At 64.7% G+C, this 21,603-nt stretch carries 24 protein-coding genes; 2 read left to right on the top strand and 22 right to left on the bottom strand.

Features of this window, described 5'->3' with window-relative positions:
* Positions 1-18: 18 nt before the first annotated feature.
* From ACSFA2_RS04220 to ACSFA2_RS04290, 15 genes are all read right to left on the bottom strand, one after another.
* Positions 19-264: a DUF2274 domain-containing protein gene (locus tag ACSFA2_RS04220; RefSeq protein WP_435454037.1), complete on the bottom strand. Its 246-nt coding sequence runs from the start codon at positions 262-264 to the stop codon at positions 19-21.
* Positions 261-1,547: a TraB/TrbI/VirB10 family type IV secretion system protein gene (locus ACSFA2_RS04225; RefSeq protein ID WP_435454038.1), complete on the bottom strand. Its 1,287-nt coding sequence runs from the start codon at positions 1,545-1,547 to the stop codon at positions 261-263. The genes ACSFA2_RS04220 and ACSFA2_RS04225 overlap by 4 nt, the downstream gene beginning before the upstream one ends.
* Before the next feature lie 2 nt (positions 1,548-1,549).
* Positions 1,550-2,578, bottom strand: a complete 1,029-nt coding sequence (trbG, locus tag ACSFA2_RS04230) for a P-type conjugative transfer protein TrbG (RefSeq protein WP_435454039.1) — start codon at positions 2,576-2,578, stop codon at positions 1,550-1,552.
* A complete protein-coding gene (gene trbF / locus ACSFA2_RS04235; protein ID WP_435454040.1) occupies positions 2,575-3,288 on the bottom strand; it encodes a conjugal transfer protein TrbF in 714 nt (237 codons plus the stop codon). Before trbF ends, trbG begins: the two co-directional genes overlap by 4 nt.
* Before the next feature lie 22 nt (positions 3,289-3,310).
* Positions 3,311-4,681, bottom strand: coding sequence for a P-type conjugative transfer protein TrbL (gene trbL, locus ACSFA2_RS04240; protein WP_435454041.1), 1,371 nt, complete (start codon positions 4,679-4,681; stop codon positions 3,311-3,313).
* Positions 4,682-4,684: 3 nt separating this feature from the next.
* Positions 4,685-5,011 (bottom strand): EexN family lipoprotein, encoded by a 327-nt coding sequence (locus ACSFA2_RS04245; protein WP_435454042.1) that lies wholly within the window; start codon positions 5,009-5,011, stop codon positions 4,685-4,687.
* 11 nt (positions 5,012-5,022) lie between these two features.
* Complete coding sequence (gene trbJ, locus ACSFA2_RS04250; protein WP_435454043.1) at positions 5,023-5,751, bottom strand: P-type conjugative transfer protein TrbJ; 729 nt, start codon at positions 5,749-5,751, stop codon at positions 5,023-5,025.
* Positions 5,748-8,195 carry a conjugal transfer protein TrbE gene (gene trbE, locus ACSFA2_RS04255; RefSeq protein ID WP_435454044.1) on the bottom strand — a complete coding sequence of 816 codons (2,448 nt, stop codon included), beginning with the start codon at positions 8,193-8,195 and terminating at the stop codon, positions 5,748-5,750. Before trbE ends, trbJ begins: the two co-directional genes overlap by 4 nt.
* A gap of 21 nt (positions 8,196-8,216) precedes the next feature.
* Positions 8,217-8,483, bottom strand: coding sequence for a VirB3 family type IV secretion system protein (locus tag ACSFA2_RS04260; protein ID WP_435454045.1), 267 nt, complete (start codon positions 8,481-8,483; stop codon positions 8,217-8,219).
* A complete protein-coding gene (locus ACSFA2_RS04265; protein WP_435454046.1) occupies positions 8,480-8,812 on the bottom strand; it encodes a TrbC/VirB2 family type IV secretion system protein in 333 nt (110 codons plus the stop codon). Before ACSFA2_RS04265 ends, ACSFA2_RS04260 begins: the two co-directional genes overlap by 4 nt.
* Positions 8,809-9,804, bottom strand: a complete 996-nt coding sequence (trbB, locus tag ACSFA2_RS04270; protein WP_435454047.1) for a P-type conjugative transfer ATPase TrbB — start codon at positions 9,802-9,804, stop codon at positions 8,809-8,811. Before trbB ends, ACSFA2_RS04265 begins: the two co-directional genes overlap by 4 nt.
* Positions 9,805-9,814: 10 nt before the next feature.
* Entirely contained in the window at positions 9,815-10,297 is a 483-nt protein-coding gene (locus ACSFA2_RS04275; protein ID WP_435454048.1) for a CopG family transcriptional regulator, read from the bottom strand.
* Positions 10,294-12,306, bottom strand: a complete 2,013-nt coding sequence (locus tag ACSFA2_RS04280; RefSeq protein ID WP_435454049.1) for a conjugal transfer protein TraG — start codon at positions 12,304-12,306, stop codon at positions 10,294-10,296. The genes ACSFA2_RS04275 and ACSFA2_RS04280 overlap by 4 nt, the downstream gene beginning before the upstream one ends.
* Positions 12,307-12,583: 277 nt before the next feature.
* A complete protein-coding gene (locus tag ACSFA2_RS04285; protein WP_435454050.1) occupies positions 12,584-13,468 on the bottom strand; it encodes a LysR family transcriptional regulator in 885 nt (294 codons plus the stop codon).
* Positions 13,469-13,640: 172 nt separating this feature from the next.
* Positions 13,641-14,258: an FMN-dependent NADH-azoreductase gene (locus tag ACSFA2_RS04290; RefSeq protein WP_435454051.1), complete on the bottom strand. Its 618-nt coding sequence runs from the start codon at positions 14,256-14,258 to the stop codon at positions 13,641-13,643.
* Positions 14,259-14,368: 110 nt separating this feature from the next.
* Here ACSFA2_RS04290 and ACSFA2_RS04295 point away from each other — a divergent pair, with 110 nt between their 5' ends.
* Positions 14,369-14,761, top strand: a complete 393-nt coding sequence (locus ACSFA2_RS04295) for a winged helix-turn-helix transcriptional regulator (protein WP_435454174.1) — start codon at positions 14,369-14,371, stop codon at positions 14,759-14,761.
* A gap of 37 nt (positions 14,762-14,798) precedes the next feature.
* Here ACSFA2_RS04295 and ACSFA2_RS04300 read toward each other — a convergent pair whose 3' ends face one another.
* The 6 genes from ACSFA2_RS04300 to ACSFA2_RS04325 form a co-directional block, all read right to left on the bottom strand.
* A complete protein-coding gene (locus ACSFA2_RS04300; RefSeq protein ID WP_435454052.1) occupies positions 14,799-15,440 on the bottom strand; it encodes an NAD(P)H-binding protein in 642 nt (213 codons plus the stop codon).
* A complete protein-coding gene (locus tag ACSFA2_RS04305) occupies positions 15,437-16,081 on the bottom strand; it encodes a DsbA family oxidoreductase (RefSeq protein ID WP_435454053.1) in 645 nt (214 codons plus the stop codon). The genes ACSFA2_RS04300 and ACSFA2_RS04305 overlap by 4 nt, the downstream gene beginning before the upstream one ends.
* Before the next feature lie 372 nt (positions 16,082-16,453).
* On the bottom strand, positions 16,454-16,897 hold the full coding sequence (locus ACSFA2_RS04310; RefSeq protein ID WP_435454054.1) for a nuclear transport factor 2 family protein: 444 nt from the start codon (positions 16,895-16,897) through the stop codon (positions 16,454-16,456).
* A 491-nt stretch (positions 16,898-17,388) separates the two neighbouring features.
* Positions 17,389-18,606, bottom strand: coding sequence for a cytochrome P450 (locus ACSFA2_RS04315; protein WP_435454055.1), 1,218 nt, complete (start codon positions 18,604-18,606; stop codon positions 17,389-17,391).
* The gene (locus tag ACSFA2_RS04320) at positions 18,603-19,901 is read right to left on the bottom strand and encodes an NAD(P)/FAD-dependent oxidoreductase (RefSeq protein ID WP_435454056.1); all 1,299 of its coding nucleotides are present in this window, start codon (positions 19,899-19,901) and stop codon (positions 18,603-18,605) included. Before ACSFA2_RS04320 ends, ACSFA2_RS04315 begins: the two co-directional genes overlap by 4 nt.
* A complete protein-coding gene (locus ACSFA2_RS04325) occupies positions 19,898-20,146 on the bottom strand; it encodes a ferredoxin (RefSeq protein ID WP_435454057.1) in 249 nt (82 codons plus the stop codon). Before ACSFA2_RS04325 ends, ACSFA2_RS04320 begins: the two co-directional genes overlap by 4 nt.
* A 309-nt stretch (positions 20,147-20,455) precedes the next feature.
* On the opposite strand from ACSFA2_RS04325, the gene ACSFA2_RS04330 reads away from it, so the two are divergent.
* Positions 20,456-20,611, top strand: coding sequence for a winged helix-turn-helix transcriptional regulator (locus ACSFA2_RS04330; RefSeq protein ID WP_435454058.1), 156 nt, complete (start codon positions 20,456-20,458; stop codon positions 20,609-20,611).
* Positions 20,612-20,828: 217 nt separating this feature from the next.
* Here the strand turns inward: ACSFA2_RS04330 and ACSFA2_RS04335 are convergent, their stop codons facing one another.
* Positions 20,829-21,593, bottom strand: a complete 765-nt coding sequence (locus tag ACSFA2_RS04335) for an SDR family oxidoreductase (protein ID WP_435454059.1) — start codon at positions 21,591-21,593, stop codon at positions 20,829-20,831.
* Positions 21,594-21,603: the final 10 nt, after the last annotated feature.

Consider the following 21,603-nt stretch of genomic DNA (forward strand, 5'->3'; position numbering starts at 1 on the left):
CGACGCGTAGTGAGCGGACTATTGAGCAGGACTGGACGGTCGAGCTTTCTTGGCCAACACCGCCTTGAACGCGCGATCGCGGGTCATGAAAGCTTCCAGCATGTGCGGCACGAGCAACGCCGCATCGACCGGCTCGCCGTAAGTCTGCGCGTGCTGGGCCGCATAGCGATCCAGCATGGCCTTGAGGTCGACCGGCATCGTCACGATCAGCTTCACCGTCTCGGCCCGCGGCAGTGGACCAAGACGCAACTTGCTCGTGCTCATTGCGATCCTCCCCGCACAAAGAACAACGGCTGATACGGCCGCAGCACGAGATCCTTGCTCACCATCACCCGCATCGGGAAACCCGGCCGGATGGTCAACGTCGGCTGGACGCTCATGTTCCGCTTCGTGATCTCCTGGCCCACTTGATTCACGGTGTCCTGCGCGCCCTCGCGCCCGGCGATGACGATCCGGTTGCCATCTGTGCGGCTCTCCGGTGCAGCCAGCTCCGCACCGACCCCAAGCAGCGTGGACAGCGCTGCGCCAGCAAGGATGCGATCCCAGTGCCAGTCGACGCCATCCTCGAGCCCGGCATAGCCTGCAGGGTCGATGCCCGGCAGACGGTCGAGCGCCACCGACGACGTGTCCGGCAGGATCAGCCGCGTCCACACCAGCAGCACGCGTCGCTGTCCGAAGGCGACCTGGCTGTCGTAGCGACCCAGCAGGCGCGACCCCTGCGGTATCAGGAGGTGGCGGCCCGTGGCGGTGTCGTAGACCGCCTCGGACACATTGGCGATGACCTGTCCGGGCAGGTCGGAGTTGATCCCCGTTACCAGTGCGGCGGGGATGATGGTGCCAGCCATCACCTGGTACGGCGAAGCTGGCAACTGCAGGCTGCCGGGGTTGCGTGTGGCGGCGTCCCCGGCCTTGCCCATGAACGCTTCCTTCTGATCCTGCCGGTTCTGCACCGCAGTCGGATCGGTCACCTGCGTGGCGCTGGCGGTCGTGCCCATCGGATTGAACGGCTGAATGCTTGAAGGCAACGAAGAAGGTTCGACGCCTGCCTGTGCAGCGCCCGATTTCTGCGCTGAGCTGCTGCCGCTGCTCCGAAAGAACACTGACGATCGCGCCGCCTCGTCGGCCGCGAGGCGCTCGGTCTGCGCGGGATCGACACCACCGCCTGGTGATCGTGTCTCCATCGGCTGATGGGCCTTGACGATGGCCGGCCCCAGGTCTCCCGGCAATGGCTCACCCAGCACCGGGGGTTGCGGCTTCAAGGCGGGCGGAAGCCCGGCATAGTCTTTGGGCAGCTGGTCGAGGTTTTCTGCACGGGTGACGCGATCGACGTTGTAAAGCTCGGCTGCCTGATTGCGCTCGCGCTTGTTCGATTGCAGCGACCACATCGTGCCGCCGAGCACCGCCGCGGCGAGCGTACCCGCGCCGACGGCCAGCATGCGACGGTTCAAGCGCTTCACCGGGCGCGGCGAAGCGCGCAAAGCCATCGCTTCGGGCTCGGCCTTCGGGAGTGGGACATCCGAGCCATGCGGCATGTCGGGCGTGCTCATGGTCAGTTGCTCCTCACCGTACCCGCGGCGACACCATCCGTGCGCTCGATGCGCACCACCTGCGCCTTGTCACCACCGAGCCGCAGCTCGGCGGCACCGAACAACCGATCCACGACGTAGTACGGCGAGCGGAAGCGGTAGTTCACCAACTGCCCATCGCCCTGCGGCCCGATCACGAACAGTGGCGGCAGCTCGCCCTGTGCAATGCCCCCCGGGAACTGGATGTAGACCCGCTCGCCATCGTCGAAGGCGCGCAGCGGCTTCCATGGCGGGCTGGCACCGCTGACGGCATAGCGGAACCGGATCTGCTCGAGCGTCATGCCGCTTTCCACCGGTACGCTGGCCTGGGCCTGCTGGGCCTGCTGTGCCTGCTTCTGCAGCACCAGCATCCGGTCCTTCGGGTAGTCCCATGACGCGGAGGCCATCCAAGCCTGCGGCGTCGACGAGAGTTCGAGCAGATAGGTGCGACGGTTCGTCGTCACCACCAGGTTCGTCTTCAGGCCGATGCGCGTGGGCTTCACCAGAATGTTCACGCGCAGCGATGCGCCTGCGCCGCTGGCCGTGTCGCCCACGATCCAGCGCACCGTGTCGCCGGCCGAGACCGTCACAAGCTCCTCGCCCTGCTGCAAGGCGATGACGGTCACACGGCCCGGACTCGTGTAGACCTGATACAGCGCGCCATCGGCATAGGGCCAGACCTGGATCGCGTTGACGTAGCCTTCACGGCTCGGTGCGACCCGGGCCTCCTGGTTGGCGAGCGACACACGTGCCTTCTCGTCGGCAGGTTCGGCTGCAAGCCGCGTGTCAGCCATCGAGGGCTGCGCCGCCAATGGCTTGAGCTGAGCGGGCAACGGCAAGGGTTCCGGCACGGCGACCACCTCGACCGGCTTAGGAGGTTCCGGCAGCGGACGCGCCGCGACCGCAACGGGCTCGTCCAGCGAGATCGTCGGTGGAGGCTTGCCCTGCGTTGCGCAGCCCGCCAGGGCCAGCAGGATCGACGGAAATACGTGGATGCGGAAGTGTGGGTTCATGGCTTGGTTCCTTTCGTCTGATCGGCGGCTTCGAGTTCACGGCTCCAGGACAGGCCGTTGACATAGATGCCCAGCGGGTTCTTGCGCAGCCGCTGTTCGGTGCGCGGTGGCTGCAGCACGACCGACAGCACGGCCGTCCAGCGCTCGATGCCTGCGGCCGAGCCGTTGACATAGTTCCGCTCGATCCAGCGCACCTGGAACGAGGTGTCGCTGGCCCGCACCACGCTCGTGACCTCGATCGCCACCGAGTTCTGTCCGATGCGCGAGAACGGGTCGTTGCTGCGCGCGTACTCGTTCAAGGTGGCGGCACCGCGGTCGGTCGTGTATTCGTAGGCCTCCAGCCAGTTCTGGCGCACCACGATCGGGTCGATGGACAGCGAGCGCACGTCGGTGACGAAGCGAGCCAGGTGGTGCGCGATCTGCGCGTCGTTGGGCTTGTACGGCGTCGCGGCCTCGCCCACGGCGCGCACCTGACCTGCGTTGTCCACCTCGATGACGAAGGGCGTCACGATGGACTGGGCCGATCGCCACACGAGGCCACCGGCCATCGACAACGCGAGCGTCAAGCAACCGAAGGCCATCAGCCGCCAGTTCTTTGCCTGCACGCGCGCGCTGCCGATGCGCTCGTCCCAGACCTGCGCGGCGGCCTGGTAGGGGGTGACGGGCTCGGGCGTCGCCGAGTACCGCACCTGGGGTCGTTTGAACATCATCCGGGTCTCCTGTGGATTCGAGTCAGGTGTTCGAGCTGTCACGCAGGCTCGGGCTGGCACCGCCGCCGCCGGCATCGCCCGAGCGCAGCGCGTGCGCGGTCGTTGTCGCCGCATGGCTGATCTGCTGCTTGCGGCGCATCTGCCTGGCCCAAGCGGGTTCTGCGGCTGGTGCACTGCTATCGCCTGAGTCCACCGCCTTGGCGCCAGCGGAAGCAGGCGCCGCCGCGTCGGCCACGAAGTTCGCCACACCATCCTTGACCGCCTTGGCGCCCGAAGCGACACGCTGGCCGACGGCACTGGCACCGCTCCGCGCGACGTTGGCCAGTCCCGCACCGGCTGCCCGCACACCACTGCCGCCCGAGGCCGTGGCGCCGGCCTGATAGGCAGACTTCGCACCGGCGGCCACGGCGGTGGCAGACCGCGCGGCGGCCGCACCGCCGCCGATGGCCGACCGTGCGGCACCTGGTGCCATGCGCGCGCCTGCGGCAACGGCCGAGCCTGCGCCCGCCACGGCCGCACCGCCGGCGACCGCCATGGCGCCAGCGGCCAAAGCGGTTCCTGCCACCGCACCTGCGCCCAGCTGCGGCGCACCGGACACCAGACCCGTGGCAATGCCCGGTCCGAAGATGCCGAGCCCGAGCATCGCCAGCGCCGCCAGCATGATGACCAGCGCATGGTCGATGGAGGGCTCGGTGGCAGGCGGTACCGTGAACTCGGCGAAGAGGCCCGTGCCGATGCCTACGATCACCGCCAGCACCAGCACTTTGATGCCTGAGGACACCACATTGCCTAGCACCCGTTCGGCCAGGAACGCCGTCTTGTTCCACAGCGCGAAGGGCACCAGCACGAAGCCGGCGAGCGTGGTGAGCTTGAACTCGATCAGCGTCACGAAGAGCTGCACCGCGAGCACGAAGAAGCTCACGATCAACACAAGCCAGGCCAGGAACAGCACGGTGATGGTGTCCAGGTTCGCAAACACCTCGGGGAAGCCCGTCATCTCGCTTATCTGCGCCATGATCGGCGCGCCGGCCTCCACACCGACGCGTGCCAGGCGTCCTGGCTGCAGCAATTGGCCTTGGCTGATCGACGAGCCGGATGCAACCAGCCCGAGCCCGGCAAAGGACCGGAACACGATGCCCGACAGAGCGTTGAAGTTGTTCAGGATGTAGGCGAAGGCACCGACGTACAGCACCTTCTTGATCAGCTTGCCGATCACGTCGTCACCGCCGCCGCTGGCATTGCCCATGGCCCAGAACAGGCCGGCCAGCGTCATGTCGATGACGACCAACGTGGCCGTCAGGAACCCCACCTCGCCGCCGAGCAGGCCGAAGCCCGAGTCGATGTAGCGCGAATAGACGTCGAGGAAGCGGTCGATGACCGACAGGTCGTCCATCGGTCAATCCTTGGGCGAGGGCACCGAAGCTGCAGGCTCCGGTGAAGACGCTGTGGAGGGCGGCGGCGAGAACGCGGCCGGTGGCGAAGCTGGCGGCGTGTACTTCGGCCCGCCGTTGCCCAGGAAGCGCTGGCGCGTGGCTTCGGCCACTGCGTTGCATTGGGCATCGCCGACCTTGTCGTGATCGGCCTTGCACTTCGCGCGCAACTCCTTCAGCCGTTCGGGATCGGCGACCAGCGATTCGACGGACTCGATGGGTGCGGGCTTGCTGCAGGCAGCAACGAGCCCGGTGACCGCAGCAGCCAGGATCCGGTTCAAGAACTGTTTCATGTTCGGTCCTTTCAGTTGCCGTAGAAGTTGACCGTGTAGGGCGTATAGGCGGTGCCGTCGCCCTGGAAGCGCCGACGCACTTCTCGCGCACGTTCCTGCACCGCCACCTGCCGCGCCTGCTCGAGTGCCGCGGCACGGTCCTGCGTGATCTGGAGCTGCTGCGCCTGGATGGCCTGGCGGGACTGCAGGGCCAGCAATTGATTCGTCGCCTGCATCGCCTGCAGGGCACCAGGGGCGGACTGGCTGCGGCCGACCAGGTCGGTCAGGGTCTGCTCGTCGGAGGTGAAGTTCTGCACCGCCTGCGACTGCACCTTGGTTGCCGTGCGCAACGCCTCCAGGGAATTGCTCCAGCGCGAGCGCGCATCGAGCGCCATCTGCGTGCCCGAGGTCGCGGCCGTGTACGAGGCCGGGTACAGCCGTCGGAACTCCGTCTCCATCTGCGACACGTTGAATGCCAGACCTTGTGCCTGTTGGATGAGCTGGTTCGTGGCCGACAGCGCGGACCGCAGTTCGTTGAGCGCGCTGAAGTCCAGGCTCGTGAGGTTCTTCGCCTCGTTCATCAGCGACTGCGCCTGGTTCTGCAGCTGCTTGATCTGGTTGTTGATCTGCTCGAGCGTGTTCGCGGCAGTCATCAGGTTCTGCGCGAGATTGGTCGGGTCGATGACGACCCATTGGGCCTGCGCTGCCGGAGCAATGGAAATGAGTGATGCCGCCGCAGCGGCGAGCAGGTGCTTCTTCATCGCGAGTTCTCCTGGGGTGACGAAGGGATTGAGGGGAAGGAAGGGAATGAAGCGGTGAGGTCCGCGGCCCACCCGAGCCCGCGATGGCGCAACCACGCGGCTGCGAAGTCGGTAGGCGGGACGGAAGCGGACACGTCGTCGATGGCGCGCTGGTCCTCCGGTGAGGAGGCCCCGGCGAAGGCCAGCGTCACCGGCCCGAGCCCGAGGTCGAAGACTCGATTTCCCGGGCGCGACTGGTAGTAGTAGTCGCGCTTGGGCTGCGCGGTCGCGACGATCTCGATCTGTCGGCCGTTCAGGCCGAAGCCTTCGTAGATGACGCGGATCTGCGGCTCGGTCGCCTGGGGGTTCGGCAGGAAGATCCGGCTCGCGCAGCTCTCCACGATCGCCGGCGCAATGCTCGAATCCTTGATGTCGGCCAACGACTGCGTGGCGAAGACGACCGACACGTTCTTCTTGCGCAGCGTCTTGAGCCACTGGCGGATGCGTGATGCGAACACCGGATCGTCGAGGAACAGCCAGGCCTCGTCGAGAATCAGCAGGGTCGGCGCGCCGTCGAAGCGCTCGTCGAAGCGCGCGAACAGGTAGCCAAGCACCGCCAGCACAGCGGCCTTGCTGTGCATCAATTCCTCCATCTCGAAGCCCTGCACAGATGCAGATCCGAGCCGGTCCATGTCGGCATCGAGCAACTTGCCGTGCGAGCCACCGAGCACGTAGGGCTGCAGGGCCTGGCGCAGTGCGTTCGACTGCAGCAGCACCGACAGACCCGTCATCGTCCGCTGCTCGACCGGCGCGCTGGCCAGGCTGTTCAATGCCGACCATACGGAATCCTTCTCGGGCGGACCAACGACGATGCCTTCCTGGATCAAGCGGCCTTCGATCCATTCTGCGGCCCATGCGCGGTAGCCGTCCTGATCGATGCGCGCGAGCGGCTGGAATGCGATCGCGCCCTCGGTGCCGAGGTCGTAGTGCTCACCTCCGAGCCCGAGGATCGTGGCCCGCATCGAGCGGCCCATGTCGAAGGCGAAGATGCGTGAGCCCGCGTAGCGGCGGAACTGCATTGCCAGCGTGGCGAGCAACACCGACTTTCCCATGCCGGTCGGCCCCACGATCAGCGTGTGGCCCACGTCGCCGATGTGAGTGACCAGCCGGAACGGCGTCGCCCCATCGGTGCGGGTCACGATCAACGGCGGGCCATCGAGATGCGCATTGCGCTCCGGCCCGGCCCAGACGGCCGACACCGGCATCATGTGGGCCAGGTTCAGCGTTGAGACGATGGGCTGGCGCACGTTGGCGTAGGCGTGGCCCGGCACGGACGACAGCCAGGCATCGACCGCGTTCAACGTCTCGGGGATCGTCACGAAGCCGCGCCCCTGGATCGCCCGCTCGATAGCGCGCAGCTTCTCGTCGGCAGCGGACGCGTCGGCGTCCAGCACGGTCACGGTCGCAGTGACGTAGCCGAAGGCCACCTGGTCGCCGCCCAGTTCCTGCAGCGCTGCGTCGGCATCGGACGCCTTGTTCGAGGCATCCGAATCCACCAACGGACTCTCCTGCTGGAAGATGGTCTCGCGCAGCAACGCGACGATGTTCTTGCGCTTGGCAAACCACTGGCGCCGCAGGCGGCTCAGCTCCTTCTCCGATTCGGCTTTGTCCAAGCAAAGGAAGCGCGTGCTCCAGCGGTAGGCGAAGCCCAGCCGGTTCAGGTCATCGAGCAGGCCCGGCCAGGTCGATGTCGGGAAGCCGCGAACGGACAACACGCGCAGGTGTCGCGTACCCAACATCGGCGCCAGGCCGCCCACCAACGGCTCGTCGGCCAACAGTGCATCGAGGTGCATCGCCACCTCGGGCACGGCCACCGCATGCCGGCGCGTGGACACGCAGCCGTGCAGGTAGGTGAGCGTCTGCGCGTCGTCGAGCCAGGCGACCTCCGGCATCACGCCTTCGAGCAGGCCGAAGAAGCGCTCGGTCTCGGACACGAAGGCGTCCAGCCGGTCGCGCCAATCGACCCGCTCGGTGCGGTTGTTCTCGTAGAGCAGCCGGGCAGCGTGTGCCCTCGACTCCTCGGGCGGCAGGTACAGGAGCGTCAGGTGGTAGCGGCTCTCGAAGTGACTCGCGTCCTCCTCGAAAGCGGCGCGGCGCTCTTCATCGACCAGCCAGGACAACGGCTCAGGGAACGACGACTCCGGGTAGTCAGCCGCTTCGCGCCGCTCGGCGTCGACGAACAAGGCCCAGCCGGTGCCAAGGCGCCGAAGAGCGTTGTTCAGGCGCGCCGACGTGGCGACGAGCTCGCCCTGCGTCGCGCTGTCCAGGTCCGGCCCGCGGAACCGCGCTGTGCGCTGGAAGGAGCCATCTTTGTTCAGTAGAACGCCGGGGGCGGCCAGCCCGGCCCAGGGAAGCCAGTCGGCCAACAGCGCCGGGCGTTTGCGGTACTCGGTGAGGTTCAGCATGGCGTGTTCTCCATGGCTGTCTCACACGTCCAGCAAAGCGCGGTGCTTGATGTGCCGCGCGAACACCTGCATGAACTGCGGGTCCAACCGCGCACCCCACACCGCGAGCGAGTGGCCGACGAGCCACAGCACCAGGCCGGGCAACCACAGCTGCAGCCCGAGCCCGACAGCGGCGGCCAAAGTACCGTTGGCAATCGCCACGGTGCGCGGCGCGCCGCCCAGCAGGATCGGCTCGGTCAACGACCGGTGCAGCGGCACCTCGAAGCCGGCAACGATGCTGGTGCTCATGCCAGCACCGCCCCGCCGGTGAAGCTGAAGAAGGTCAGGAAGAACGAGGATGCGGCGAACGCGATCGACAAACCAAACACGATCTGGATCAGCTTGCGGAATCCACCGCTGGTGTCGCCAAAGGCCAGCGCCAGACCCGTCGAGATGATGACGATCACCGCGATGATCCGGGCTACTGGCCCCTGAATCGATTCGAGCACCGATTGCAGCGGTGCCTCCCAGGGCATGTTCGAGCCTGCCGCATGCGCGGGCAGCGCCACAGCCAGCAGCAGTGCCGCTGCGGTGGCAACGTACAGACTCGGTTTTACGGAAGTGTAGGAAGTCGTCATGAACGCTCTCCGGTGGTTGAAGAAGTGGCAGGGGGAAGGGATGGGGAGGAAGACACCAGTTCGGTGCTGAGCTGATAGCTCTGGCTGTCGTGGCCGATGACGCGTGCGATCTCGCGCACGCGGCGCGCGCGGCCACGGCCGGCGATGAAGACGATGACGTTGACCGCCTCGGCGATCAGGGCACGGGGGACGGTCACGCTGACCTCCTGCACCAGTTGCTCCAGCCGTGTGAGCGCGCCATGTGCTGAGCCGGCATGCACGGTGGCGATGCCGCCGGGATGCCCAGTGCCCCAGGCTTTGAGCAGGTCGAGCGCTTCCGAGCCGCGCACTTCGCCGACGACAATGCGGTCCGGCCGCAAGCGCAAGGTTGCACGCACCAGGTCGGCCATGGTGCTGACGCCCGGCTCTGTGCGCATGCCGACGTGGTCGTCGCTGCGGCACTGCAGCTCCACCGTGTCTTCGAGGATCAACACGCGGTCGCGGGTCTCGGCGATCTCGTCGAGCAGCGCATTGGCCAGTGTGGTCTTGCCGGTGCTGGTGCCACCCGCGACGACGATGTTCAGCCGCTCGCGTACCGCGCCACGCAGGAAGGCCGCCTGGTCTGCGGTCATCACACCGTCAGCCACGTAGTGGGCGAGCGTCATGATGCGCAGCGCCCGCTTGCGGATCGCAAACGAAGGTGCGCGCACGACCGGTGGCAGCACGCCCAGGAAGCGCTCTCCCGTCTCAGGCAGCTCCGCCGACAGGATCGGGGCGCCCGCATGCACCTCTGTACGGACGTGCGCAGCCACGAGACGGATGATCCGTTCGGCCGCGTTCGGCGGCAGCGCCGCGCCGGTGGCTTCGCGGCCCGTGCCGAGCCGGTCTACCCACAGCGAGCCGTCCGGGTTCAAAAGCACTTCGACGACTTCCGGGTCATCGAGCGCCGCCGCAATCTCCGGCCCCATGGCCGTGCGCAGCATGCGGATGCGCCGCTCCAGGGAAGCGTCCATCGAACTGGACTCAGGCGCCGCCTTCACGATCGGCCTCCATGGGTTCGGCGGTAACTCCCACAGCCGTAGCGGCATCAGCCGGGGCAGCGGGCGCCATGTCCTCGTGAACTTCACGCACCAGGCTGCGCCCACGCTGGATGTGTCGCGCAAGCTGCTCTATGAATTGCGTGTAGCGCGCACGGCCCTGGGCGCGCGCTGCCTCCTGCTGTCCCTCGGGCACTGTCAGCGAGACCGTCAGGAAGTAGCGCACGTACAGGGCTGTCGTCTCAATCAGCACGTTCTGGTCGCGCTCCAGCCTGTCGAACTGCCGAGACAGTCGGTCCAGTCGCTTGGCAATGGCCGCCTCGCGCTGGTCGCCGCCGTCGGGCGAGAGGAACGAGGCCAGCGCAGCGGCGATCACGGCCGACTTCGACACACCCTTGTGCGCAGCGACCTGGTCCAGCCGCTTCGCGTGGTCCGGCTCGATGAAGATGTTCAGACGGGCGCGGGTCATAGTGCGATCCCGTCGTCAGGATCCAGCGCGGCTAACCGCGCGGTGCGCATGAGCTGACGGTCCACGTCTTTCGGCCGCAGTACCACATCGTCTTCGTCATCCAGCACCAGCAGGCCATCGTCGTCTGGCAGCGAGGGCGCTTCGGCCGTAACGTCCAGCTCGGGCTTGAGTTGGTGACCGCCTTCGTCAGCGGAGCCACCGGCATCGCCACCGAATGTGGCCGCCGGCCCTGCCAGCGACGCCAGCCCACTCCAGTCGTCGGGGCGCGCAGCAGGCCGGTCTGCATACAGGCAAGCTGCCAGCACCGGCGCAGCTAGAACGCGCGTGGTGAAGTTCCGATCCTGGTAGTAACGCAGCTTCTTCGCCTTGATCGGCGGGTGGCCCGAGACCATCACCACGGCATCGTCGGGCGGGAGTTGCATCACTTCGCCCGGCGTGAGCAGAGGCCGGGCCGTTTCCTGGCGCGACACCATCAGGTGACCGAGCCACGGCGCAAGCCGGTGGCCCGCATAGTTGCGCTGCGCCCGTAGCTCGGTAGCCGTGCCCAAAGCTTCCGAGATGCGCTTGGCAGTCCGCTCATCGTTCGTGGCGAACGCGATGCGCACATGGCAGTTGTCCAGGATCGAATGGTTCTGGCCGTAGGCCTTGTCGATCTGGTTGAGCGACTGCGCGATCAGGAAGGCGCGCAGACCATAGCCGGCCATGAAGGCGAGGGCGCTCTCGAAGAAGTCCAGCCGGCCCAGCGCCGGGAATTCGTCGAGCATCAGCAGCAGCTTGTGGTTTCGCGCGATCCCGTCCGAGCCATCGAGCGATTCGGTCAGGCGCCGGCCGACCTGGTTGAGGATCAGTCGGATTAGCGGCTTTGTGCGGCTGATGTCAGAGGGCGGTACGACCAGGTAGAGCGACACCGGGTGCGCTGCCGAAATCAGGTCCGCGATTCGCCAGTCGCAGCGCGAGGTGACTTCGGCCACCGTGGGGTCGCGGTACAGCCCCAAAAAGCTCATGGCGGTTGACAGCACGCCCGAGCGCTCGTTGTCGCTCTTGTTGAGCACTTCGCGTGCGGCTGAGGCGACTACTGCATGGACTTCCTCGCCCAGATGCTGAGTGGTCATCATCCGGTGCAGCGTCACCTCGAACGGGCAGGCCGGATCGGACAGGAAGTTGGCGACGCCGCGGAGCGTTTTGTCTTCGCCGGCATAGAGCACATGCAGGATGGCTCCGACCAGCAGCGCGTGGCTGGTCTTCTCCCAATGGTTGCGCCGCTCCAGCGCGCCTTCTGGATCGACCAGGATGTCGGCGATGTTCTGCACGTCCCGCACCTCGTGCCTGCCGCGCCGCACCTCGAGCAGCGGGTTGTACGCGGCCGATTTCGCATCGGTCGGGTTGAACAGCAAGCAGTGCGAGAAGCGCGAGCGCCAGCCGGCGGTGAGGTTCCAGTTCTCGCCCTTGATGTCATGGATGACGGCGGAGCCGGTCCACGCCAACAGCGTCGGCACGACCAGGCCGACGCCCTTGCCAGAGCGTGTCGGCGCGAACGCCATGACGTGCTCCGGCCCTTCGTGGCGCAGGTAGTCGGCATCCTTGCCGTCCGTGCCCGCCGTCTTGCCGAGGAACACGCCGGCTGGCTGCGTCAACCCGGCCTTGGCGATCTCCTCAGGTTCGGCCCAGCGTGCCGAGCCATACGTCGTGACTTGTTTGGCCAAGCGCGAACGCCACACCGCCATGCCGATGGCGGCGCCGGTGGCGAGCATCCCGCTCGACGCAGCGATGATGCCGCCGCTCTCGAACACCTGGGGTGCATAGGCATCGTAGAAGTACCACCATTCGAACAGCTTCCACGGTTCGTAGACCGGCATGCCCGAGACGTCGAACCACGCCGGGCCGAGCCGCGCCTGGTAGCCCAGTTCATGCGCGGTCCACTGTGTGCCCGCCCACACGCCGCCTAGGGCCACACCCAGCACCACAAAAACCTGTCCGAACAGAATGCCAGTCGCTACCCTCGTCGGCATGGGCTAACTCCTTCGCGTTTTGATTTCCAGCGCGCGTGCCGCAGCGGCACCGCTTTCCCGAGTCTGGAATCGAGTCGCCGAACCGCCCACCCATCGGGGCGTGATGGGGCGCGGTGAGGAGTACGCCGACGGAATCGCTGCCTCGGACTGGGGGATCGCAGTCCGACAAGCCAGCGAACTCATTAGCGGGGTCATCAGCATGCGCGAGGCATCCGCCTGGTGTCCAAGGCCGATGACGCTGCGCCGCCCATCGCGCGCGCGACAGCCGTAACGATCTCTACAAAGTTTTGGCGTGCGCAACGAAACGTTGCAAGGTCTCGGGCAATCCGAAACGCTGGTGCTTGTGCAGCACGAAGGTGGTGATGCGCTCGTCCTCATGCGTAGGGATGGCCACCACGTCATAACGGCACAGCATGGGGAAGTGGCCCGCGTCTCCCAGTCCGACGCCCATGCCGGCGGCGATGCGAGTGATGTAGCCGGTCAGGGTGCAGGCTTCGCCTGCGATGGTCGGCGTCGTCGTGTGGCGTTGCACGATGGCTCGCATCTGCCGCAGCAAGCCGGGTTGACGCTCAGCATTGCAGGACATCAGGGGGAAGGCCAGTAGCTCGGCCATTGGCAGTACGGGCTGCGACGCCAGCTCGTGCCCGAGCGGCAGCAGCGCCCTGACCGGGTAACTCCACGCCGGCTGTTGCGCGATGGCATCGTCATCGGGCAGGCCGAACGAGAAGCCTGCGTCGAGCTCTTCGCGCTGCAAGGCGGCCGCCAATTCGCAGGCGCGCATCTCGGTCAGCTCCAGTGGGATCTCCGGGGCGACCTCGCGCCAGCGGACGATGCATTCAGTGAGTTTGGGTTGGGCGATCCCATCGGCCACGCCGATGCGCAGCGGTGCCCGAAAGCGCGCATCGGTCTCGCGTACGGCTCGGCGGGCACGCTCGACGCGGATGAGCACCTTGCGAGCTTCCTTGAGCAGTCGCAGGCCAGCTGGTGTGAGGTGCAGCTTGCGTGGAGCGCGCACGAAGAGTTGTACGCCCAGTTGGTCTTCGAGGTCGCGGATGGTGCGCGACAACGGCGTCTGGTCGATGTGCACGCGCTCGGCGGCACGACGAAAGTTCAGCTCCTCGGCGACGGCGATAAAGTAGCGAAGGTGGCGCAGTTCGATCATCTGCGCCTCGCCGCGTGACTGTTGGACAGTGCGCGGCGAAGCAGATGGCAGGGGAAATGGGAGCAGGTGGCGAGAACGGCGGGCTTGGCGAAGCGCATGTATTCACTCCTTGATGGTTGTTGTTGACCTTTACCTCAAGATCAAGAGCGTGATGACTTTCTTACCGTGATGGTCACACCGCCTTTTTCAGCAAGGCTTGTACAGCTGCCTCGGCATTGGTGATGGCTGCCGCTGCAGCGTCCGGACCGAACACCGAGCCTTCGATGCGGATGAGCTCAACGTCAGTCAAACCAATGAAAGCGAGCAGATGCAGGAGGTAGTTGGTCTGGAAATCGAAGGACGCATAGGCACCTTCTGAAAACACCCCGCCAGCCGCGGTGACGAGATAGACTTTTTTGCCACCCAGCAGACCCTTTGGTCCCACGCCGCCATAGCTGAATGTGACGCCGGGCCAGATCACATGATCGAACCACGATTTGAGTTGTGAGGGCAGGCCAAAGTTGATCATTCCGGACCCTAGGACGATGACGTCGGCGGCCTGGACTTCATCCACCAGGGTCTGGGCGACCTCAACCGCCTCCATCTCTTCCGGCGTTCGAGCCTGGGGCAGCGCCGTGCGGCCTTGGATGTAGGCGGGCGAGATGTGCGGTAACGGGTGGGTGGCGAGATCGCGCACCGTGAGCGTGCCGCGCAGTCGGGTATGGATCCCCTCCGCAATTTCAGTTGCAAAGCGGGTAGACAGGCTTTCTGCGCGTCGCGGGCTGGAAACGATCAGCAAGACGTGGTTCATCATGACTCCATAGGATGCTTTGGGAACTAAGGCGGGATTGCACTTTAGGTTCCCAAAGCGATGCTAAGGATGGTATGGTTGCCACCTGGATCGCACAAGAAGGCACGCGGATGTCGCTGAGTCACACAAATGTTCTTGAAGCACTGCCGGAACCCAACGGCGGTGGCTGCCGCGCCACGCGGGAGATCCTGGATCGCATCGGCGACAAGTGGACGCTCTATGTGATCGCGTTGCTGGCCAGCGGGACCAAGCGCTTCAGTGAACTGCGGCGTGGCGTCGATGGCATCTCTCAACGCATGCTGACTCTGACGCTGCGCGGCTTGGAGCGCGATGGGTTGGTCACCAGAACGGTTTTTCCTACTATTCCGCCCCGTGTGGATTACGAGCTCACTGAACTGGGAACAACCTTGTTGGGGCCAGTGATGGGCCTAATGCACTGGGCAAATGACAATCAGTTCGCCATCGTCCGGTCGCAAGAACACTTCGATGCAAGAACCCCTTGAGTAAACAAGGCGGCTTCCTCATCGCAGTGCGCCACGTTCAGTTTGATATGACCGGAGCGCGTCGAGTCCACCGATCATCTGTCAGTTGGTCGATCAGGAAGTCCGCCAGTACTTCGCGTGACAGAGAAAAGAGCCGCAACCCGGGTGTACCCAGCGGACCTGCCACTGGGGGTCCGCCATGCGGCTTGTCGGTGAGCATCGGAAGTCGAACAATGGTCCAATCCAAACGGCTGGCGCTGATCGCCTCCGCGGAGCCAACGATATCGCGATAGGCCGGGGCCACCATCACTCGGATCATCGAGACGCCGAGCCAAAACGACAGCACGAACCTGTCTTCGGGTTGACGGAACGCCGGGGTCGACGTCGCCACCAGACGCCGGACCCGATGCCGCTCCATAGCGCCGAGGATTGCTCGAAAGCCATCGGTCAGCGGCGTTCCGCTCGCGCCCTTGGTCGGACCGAGCACGCTCACGACCGCGTCCTGACCCGCAATGGCGGTGTCGATCGCCGCCGCATCCGTGAGTTCGCCCTGAAAGATTTTCAGACGCGCATCCGTGATGGCGTTGCCTAGCTTGGCCGGGTTGCGCGCATAGACGGTGACGTCATGCCCATGCTTGAGCGCGGAACGGACCGTCAGCAGCCCGGAAGCGCCTGTAGCGCCAAAGATCAGAACCTTCATGCCCCGACACTCGCGCTGCTCAACGCCTGATCGATTGCCGCTGCAAGTTCATCTTCGCTGCGGCCGCCATTCAGAACCACTGAATCATTGAATACGAAATGCGGCACAGAGCGCACGCCTTGCGCAGCGGCATGCGCCGCAGCCTGATCGGTGAGCGCCTGCTCGGCCGGGTCGGCGGCGAGCCTTGCAGCCTCGTCATGTGTGAAGCCGTAGCTTGTGGCGATCTCCCCCAGCAAGACAGGATCGGCGATGTTGCGACCCTCAAGGAAATAGGCGTGTGTGATCGCCACGGCAAGCGCGTGCTGAGAGCCCCGGGCCTCCGCGATACGCACCAGCGTATGGGCGGCGATGGTGGGGTAGGCCATGGGTTGGCGCATGAGGTCGAGAGCAAGGCCGGAGGCCCGCGCCTCGGCCTCTGGCCGCGCGAACGCTTGGTGCGGATCCGTTATGCCGTAGCGTTCCAGAAGCAGGTCGGCCAACGGCCGTCCCGCCTTCGGAAGATCGCGCATCAAGATAACAGGATGGTGACGGATCACAGCTGCCTCATCGGCGAACCTTTGGCTCAACACCTTGTCAAGTCGATGCATTCCAATGATGCACCAGGGGCAACTCAGTTCCGTGTACAGGTCGATGGTCAGCATGGCGATAACTTTCTGCGAACAAAGTGTTCAATGCCCAATTTACAGCCCAAATAACTAATCGCAAGGAGGCACAAATTTGTCCGCGACGCACATATATGTTTGCTACAAGCCCTATGCGACCGACTTCTATGCGAGAGCTGACACTTGTGTGCGCGGGGAAAATGTACGGAGATGGCGGTCGCCGAGCACTCGAAGGGACCGATGCTTTGCAACGCCCTACGGCGTCTGATCAGGCGCATTTCCCAACGCATGCTGACGCCAACGCTTCGCGGCCCGCACGTGCAGCTAATTAGGAATGGCTTGAGGGAACTCAGAAATGGAAGATCAAGCTGGCGTCCTGCGCCCGATTGGACGTGCGGATGGATATGAACCTCACGACGCGGTCTGGAGCATCCCGATAAGCTCAGGAAGGGTGCCGTTGGCCTGCGCTCGAGTGATATCGTTGTGATAGTCCCTGGATTGAGTAATGAGGCCGTCTCTGAGCTCTGCAACGATGATATTAAAGTTGGTGATTCTTCCGAATGCGTTGTTGGACACGTACGTCCATTGGGCGATGACCACGTTCGGGTCGGTCGTCTCATGCACCTTCAGATCACGGATCTCGATACCCTTGTACATTTCAGGGGTCTCCCCGCCACTATTCGCACGGTTCGCTTCATAGGCGGCGATGAAGGCTTTCTTTCCGGAGATCTTTAGCGGGTGGGGGAACGCGAACATGACGTGTACAGAAACATCGTCAGCGTACAGGTCGGCAACGCTCACATCCTGCCGAGTGAAGCGGTGAATGAGTTCGGTAACGACTTCGGAGTTCGTCATGTTGGTTCCTTCGGATGAACTTTCTGCGAACCAATTGTTCGTTAGGCCAATTTACGGCCCAAATGATTTCTCGCAAGGAGGCACTAATTTGTTCGCGACGCACAGATCTGTTCGCTACAAGCCCTACGCGGCCGACTGAAGTGCGAGAGCCGACACTTGCGTGCGCGGGACAAATGGACGGCGATGGCGGTCGCCGAGCGCTCGAAGGGACTGTGCATTGGCGTCTGATCAGCTGATCAGCGGCATTTCCCAGAGCATGCTGACGCTAACGCTTCGAGGCGCGCATTTGCAGCTAATTCGGAATGGCTTGAGAGATCGCTCAGGAGGGACAGATCAAACCGGAGTGTCGTGCGCCCGGTTGGACGGGTGGGTGGAGTTGAGCCTCACGACTCGACCTAGAGCATCCCGATAAGCTTGAGGAAGAGCGCCGAGGGTGCGGCATATACCTCAAACCTCGCTAAGTGGCGGGTAGATCCCCGCCTATATCATTATCAGTCGTCGAAGCCGTCCACCTCGATCACCAGCCGCTTGGGTCCGCGCGTTTCGGGGCTGGGCTTGTAAGCAAGTTCCTCCTCGATCAGGCGCGGATTACGCAACCGGCGGACCAACTCGCCGAGCGCGATCTGGCCCTCGAGCCGCGCCAGCGGGGCACCGAAGCAGAAATGGCTGCCGCTGGCGAAGCTCAGATGCGGATGCGGCGCGCGGTGGATGTCGAACCGGTCGGGATTCGCGAACATTGCGGCGTCACGGTTCGCGGCCGCGATCGCCGGCATCAGCTTGGTGCCTGCCGGGACTTTCACACCGGCAATCTCCAATTCGTCCAGCGCGTAGCGCACGCGGTACTGAATCGGCGGTTCGAACCGCAGCACTTCCTCGACCAGTGGCGCCACCAGCCGCGAGTCCGCGCGAACCTTCGTCATCGTGTCGGGATGACGCAACAGCTGCACCATCGCATTGCCGATCAACGTGATCGTCGTTTCATGGCCGCCTGCGAGAAGGATCATCATCGTCGAAACAACCTCCTCATCGCTCATGGCATCAGCCGCATCGTCGGCCAGCAGCCGATTGAGAATATCGTCGCCACGGGGGTTCTGCTTACGGTCGGTGAGCGTCTTCATCAGGAAGCCCCCAAGCGCCTCGGCGCTCTTGGCCTGTTCGCGGTGCATCGCGCCATCGGTATCAAGCAGCTTCAGCGACTCGGGCTCGAAGATGATCGATGCCAGCCAGCGGCCGATCGGATCCTGCTCCGCGACCGAAATCCCCGTGATCTTGGCGATCACCTCGACGGGCAGGCGATTGGCGAAGGTGGGGATCAAATCGAACCGTGTCTCGCCTTTCAATTCGTCGATGAAGCGCTGGACGAAACCCCGGATATCACCCGTCAGGCTGTCGACATAATTGCCACGATCGGGCGGCCCGAAATGCTTCATCGTCAGCCGCCGCAATCGGCCATGGTCGGGCGGGTCCATCAGGAAGAAGGGCGCCGCGATCGGCGCCTGCGGCTCGTCGGTGACCTTGCTCGCGTCGGAACTCACGCGCGGATCCTGGAACAGAGCGACACAATCGGCATAGCCTGGCACCAGGCACACCCCATTGTCCTGGAAGGCCGGGCCATGGTCCGCCAGCTGGCGCCATAGCGGGTAGGGATCGGGGCGTGTCGCGGGTTTGACGAGTTCGGCAAAGATCTGATTGGGAGCGACGTCGATCATGAGCGCACCTCCTGTTTCGGGGTGTCTTCAGGTTGTGCGAAACCGGGGTCAAACGAAGCGATTTGTCCGCCGTCGACCGTCCTGATCGACTCGGGAAACGGCGCGCGGTCCCGGATCAGCCGGGCATAGAAATCGAGGAAGCGGCCGCGATCGATCGAGATCGCACCCACGGTGCGGCCCTCGCGTCCAAACAGCGCAACGAAGCCGTCGCCGGTCAGCGACCCCTGCATGACCGCAGCCCTGTCGGCGATGCTCGGCATCCCGACCGCTTTGATCGTGACGCCGGCTTGGTTTGACCAGAAGGTGGGGAGATAATCGTGCTCCTGCATCGCGCCGTTCGGGGCGACCATGTTGAACGCCGCGGTGCGCGCCTGCTCGTTGGCATTGCTCCAATGCTCGATCGCCATCTGCTTGTCGAGCAGGCGCGAGGGCCAGACGGCCACGTCGCCGGCGACGAAGACGCGTTCCGCCGGCGAGCCGTCCTCGCGCAGTGCGCGACACTGGGCGTCGGCATGCAGTCCGAGCCGGTCGATCCTGAGGCCGCTGCCGGAGAGCCACTCGGTGTTGCGCGCCGCGCCAAGAGCCAGGATGCAAAGATCCCCTTCAACGAGACCGCCGTCGGTCAGGCGCACGCCAGTAAAGTTGCGTCGACCATCGTCCAGCAATGCTGTCACCCCGGCATTCGTCCGCAAATCCACACCCTGCGCCTGGTGCCGACGCGCCATCAGGTCGCCGATCGTGCGGCCAAGACCGCGCTGCATCGGCACCGGGCCCATCTCCACAACCGTGACCGGACGCCCCAAATGACGGCAGATGGTGGCGATCTCGCAGCCGATAAAACCACCGCCGACGATGACGATCCGGCCATCAGTCGCCTCTAGCCGGCCCTTCAACGACGCCACATCGTCCCGGTCGCGAAGGGTGAACACGCCCGCTAGTCTGGCTTCATCCTTGTTCGGCCAAGGATTGGCCCTCGTGCCGGTGGCGATTAACAGACGATCGTAGTTCAGTTCAGCGCCATCGGAGAGTCGGAGCGACCTGGCAGCTCGGTCCAGCCTCGTTGCCGCGACACCCAGTCGCCACTCCGCATCGATGGATCGCCGTTCGGGCAGGTCGATATGATCCGCGCTGATCTTTCCCGCGAGCACCGCCTTGGAGAGGGGCGGCCGGTCATAGGGGCGATAGCGCTCAGCGCCGACGAGAACGATCTCGCCATCATGGCCTGCATCACGCAACCCCTCGGCGGCGCGCAGACCGGCGAGCGAGGCACCGACGATCACACAACGCCCGGTCATCGCACGGCGCCGATCGGTTCAAAGCGTGCCTCGCCCAGACCCCGCGCGCGAATCGTTTCGCCATCCACCGTGATCGCGTGCATCGGACAGGCTTGGGCCGCCTTGACCACCTTGTCCGCCAGCGCGGGGTTCGGCGCATAGTCGAAATAGAGCGCTTCGCCTCCTTCCATCCAGAAGACTTCCGGAGCGGCGAAGACGCACTGGCCGTATCCCTGGCAGCGGTTCAGATCGACAACGATCTTCATCGGCAACTCAGTTCCGTGTACAGATCGATGGTCGGCATGGCGATGAACTTTCTGCGAACAGAATAGTGTTCGTTGGGCCAATTTACAGTCCACATCATTTCTCGCAAGTAGGCACAAATTTGTCCGCGACGCACAGATCTGTTCGCTACAAGCCCTACGCAACCGACTGCCGCGCGAGAGCTAACGCGCGCGCGGGAAAAATGGACGGTGGGTGATGGCTGTCGCCGCGCTCTCGAGGGGACCTATGCGTTGCAACGCCATACGGCGTCTGATCAGCCGCATTTTCCAGCGCATGTTGACACTGACGCTGTGGGGCTCGAACTCGACGGGATGGTCACCCGAACGATGCATCCGACGATTCCGCCGCGCGTTGACTACGAACTCACCGAATTGGTAAAGACGCAGCTGGAGCCGGTAACGGCGCTGGTCAATTGGGCTGACGATAACAAGCTCGCCATCGTCTAAGCGCACGGGCGCTTGGACGACGAATTTGAACCAGACCGAATCTCGCTTCAAGGCGCAATCTATTGGAGGTGGTGAATCTGCCTGGATGGCAGGCCGCTAGGAAGCACCCGAACAAGCCCGCGGCGCTAACAAGCGCTGCGGCAGCCGTCTCCTGGGGTCCTTTCGCTGAGGCCACCATCAGCGGGTATCGCCATGCGCCGATCTCTCGCGCTGCAGGTCATGCGGTCTGACCACCATCGACGACGATGGCCGCGCCAATCGTGAAGGCGCCACCTTCCGAGCACAGCCAGAGCACGGTTGCGGCAATCTCATCCGGACGCCCCATGCGGCCAACAGGCTCCTGGGCGATGACAGCCTGGCGCCCTTCGGACGTGCCGCCGCTGAACCGGCTCATCATCGGCGTTTCGATGATGCCGGGGCACACGGCGTTCACGCGGATGTTCGCACCCGCGTAATCGAGTGCCGCTGACTTGGTCAGGCCGATCACGCCATGCTTGGCCGCGGCGTAAGCGGCCTGCCCCCGGAACCCCTTCACGCCGGCGCCGGACGAGGTGTTCACGATGCAGCCACCTCCTTGCTTGAGCATCTCGGGAATCTGGTGCTTCAGGCAGAGGAATACACCTCGAAGGTTGACGGCGATCATGCGGTCGAACTCTTCGGTCGAAAGGTCGGCAGCGGGCATGACGGGTTGTTCCACACCTGCGTTGTTGAATGCGAAGTCCAGCCGGCCGAATGCCTGGATCGTCTCGGCGATTGCCGCCTGAACATCGTCCTCCCGGGACACGTCACACCGGACCGCGAGCGCACGGCCGCCCGACGTTTCGATCTGTTGAGTCGTTTCGTCGATGCTCGCTTCCGGGATGCCAGCCACGACGACGCTGGCACCTTCCCGTGCAAAGGCCAGCGCCGTCGCACGCCCGATTCCAGCGCCCGCTCCGGTCACGAACGCGACCTTTCCAGTAAAGGCTTGATTCAGCTTCATTGGGAACTTC

This window comes from Variovorax cryoconiti, assembly GCF_051216395.1.
Taxonomy (GTDB): domain Bacteria; phylum Pseudomonadota; class Gammaproteobacteria; order Burkholderiales; family Burkholderiaceae_C; genus Variovorax.

Coding starts and splice junctions, on each gene's coding strand:
- trbF (WP_435454040.1), bottom strand. CDS start 3,288: ATGATGTTCAAACGACCCCAGGTGCGGTACTCGGCGACGCCCGAGCCC.
- ACSFA2_RS04290 (WP_435454051.1), bottom strand. CDS start 14,258: ATGAACCACGTCTTGCTGATCGTTTCCAGCCCGCGACGCGCAGAAAGC.
- ACSFA2_RS04245 (WP_435454042.1), bottom strand. CDS start 5,011: ATGAAACAGTTCTTGAACCGGATCCTGGCTGCTGCGGTCACCGGGCTC.
- ACSFA2_RS04305 (WP_435454053.1), bottom strand. CDS start 16,081: ATGCTGACCATCGACCTGTACACGGAACTGAGTTGCCCCTGGTGCATC.
- ACSFA2_RS04275 (WP_435454048.1), bottom strand. CDS start 10,297: ATGACCCGCGCCCGTCTGAACATCTTCATCGAGCCGGACCACGCGAAG.
- ACSFA2_RS04295 (WP_435454174.1), top strand. CDS start 14,369: ATGTCGCTGAGTCACACAAATGTTCTTGAAGCACTGCCGGAACCCAAC.
- trbB (WP_435454047.1), bottom strand. CDS start 9,804: ATGGACGCTTCCCTGGAGCGGCGCATCCGCATGCTGCGCACGGCCATG.
- ACSFA2_RS04310 (WP_435454054.1), bottom strand. CDS start 16,897: ATGACGAACTCCGAAGTCGTTACCGAACTCATTCACCGCTTCACTCGG.
- ACSFA2_RS04325 (WP_435454057.1), bottom strand. CDS start 20,146: ATGAAGATCGTTGTCGATCTGAACCGCTGCCAGGGATACGGCCAGTGC.
- ACSFA2_RS04300 (WP_435454052.1), bottom strand. CDS start 15,440: ATGAAGGTTCTGATCTTTGGCGCTACAGGCGCTTCCGGGCTGCTGACG.
- ACSFA2_RS04285 (WP_435454050.1), bottom strand. CDS start 13,468: ATGATCGAACTGCGCCACCTTCGCTACTTTATCGCCGTCGCCGAGGAG.
- ACSFA2_RS04335 (WP_435454059.1), bottom strand. CDS start 21,593: ATGAAGCTGAATCAAGCCTTTACTGGAAAGGTCGCGTTCGTGACCGGA.
- trbG (WP_435454039.1), bottom strand. CDS start 2,578: ATGAACCCACACTTCCGCATCCACGTATTTCCGTCGATCCTGCTGGCC.
- ACSFA2_RS04260 (WP_435454045.1), bottom strand. CDS start 8,483: ATGAGCACCAGCATCGTTGCCGGCTTCGAGGTGCCGCTGCACCGGTCG.
- ACSFA2_RS04320 (WP_435454056.1), bottom strand. CDS start 19,901: ATGACCGGGCGTTGTGTGATCGTCGGTGCCTCGCTCGCCGGTCTGCGC.
- ACSFA2_RS04220 (WP_435454037.1), bottom strand. CDS start 264: ATGAGCACGAGCAAGTTGCGTCTTGGTCCACTGCCGCGGGCCGAGACG.
- ACSFA2_RS04265 (WP_435454046.1), bottom strand. CDS start 8,812: ATGACGACTTCCTACACTTCCGTAAAACCGAGTCTGTACGTTGCCACC.
- ACSFA2_RS04225 (WP_435454038.1), bottom strand. CDS start 1,547: ATGAGCACGCCCGACATGCCGCATGGCTCGGATGTCCCACTCCCGAAG.
- ACSFA2_RS04280 (WP_435454049.1), bottom strand. CDS start 12,306: ATGCCGACGAGGGTAGCGACTGGCATTCTGTTCGGACAGGTTTTTGTG.
- ACSFA2_RS04315 (WP_435454055.1), bottom strand. CDS start 18,606: ATGATCGACGTCGCTCCCAATCAGATCTTTGCCGAACTCGTCAAACCC.
- trbL (WP_435454041.1), bottom strand. CDS start 4,681: ATGGACGACCTGTCGGTCATCGACCGCTTCCTCGACGTCTATTCGCGC.
- trbE (WP_435454044.1), bottom strand. CDS start 8,195: ATGCTGAACCTCACCGAGTACCGCAAACGCCCGGCGCTGTTGGCCGAC.
- trbJ (WP_435454043.1), bottom strand. CDS start 5,751: ATGAAGAAGCACCTGCTCGCCGCTGCGGCGGCATCACTCATTTCCATT.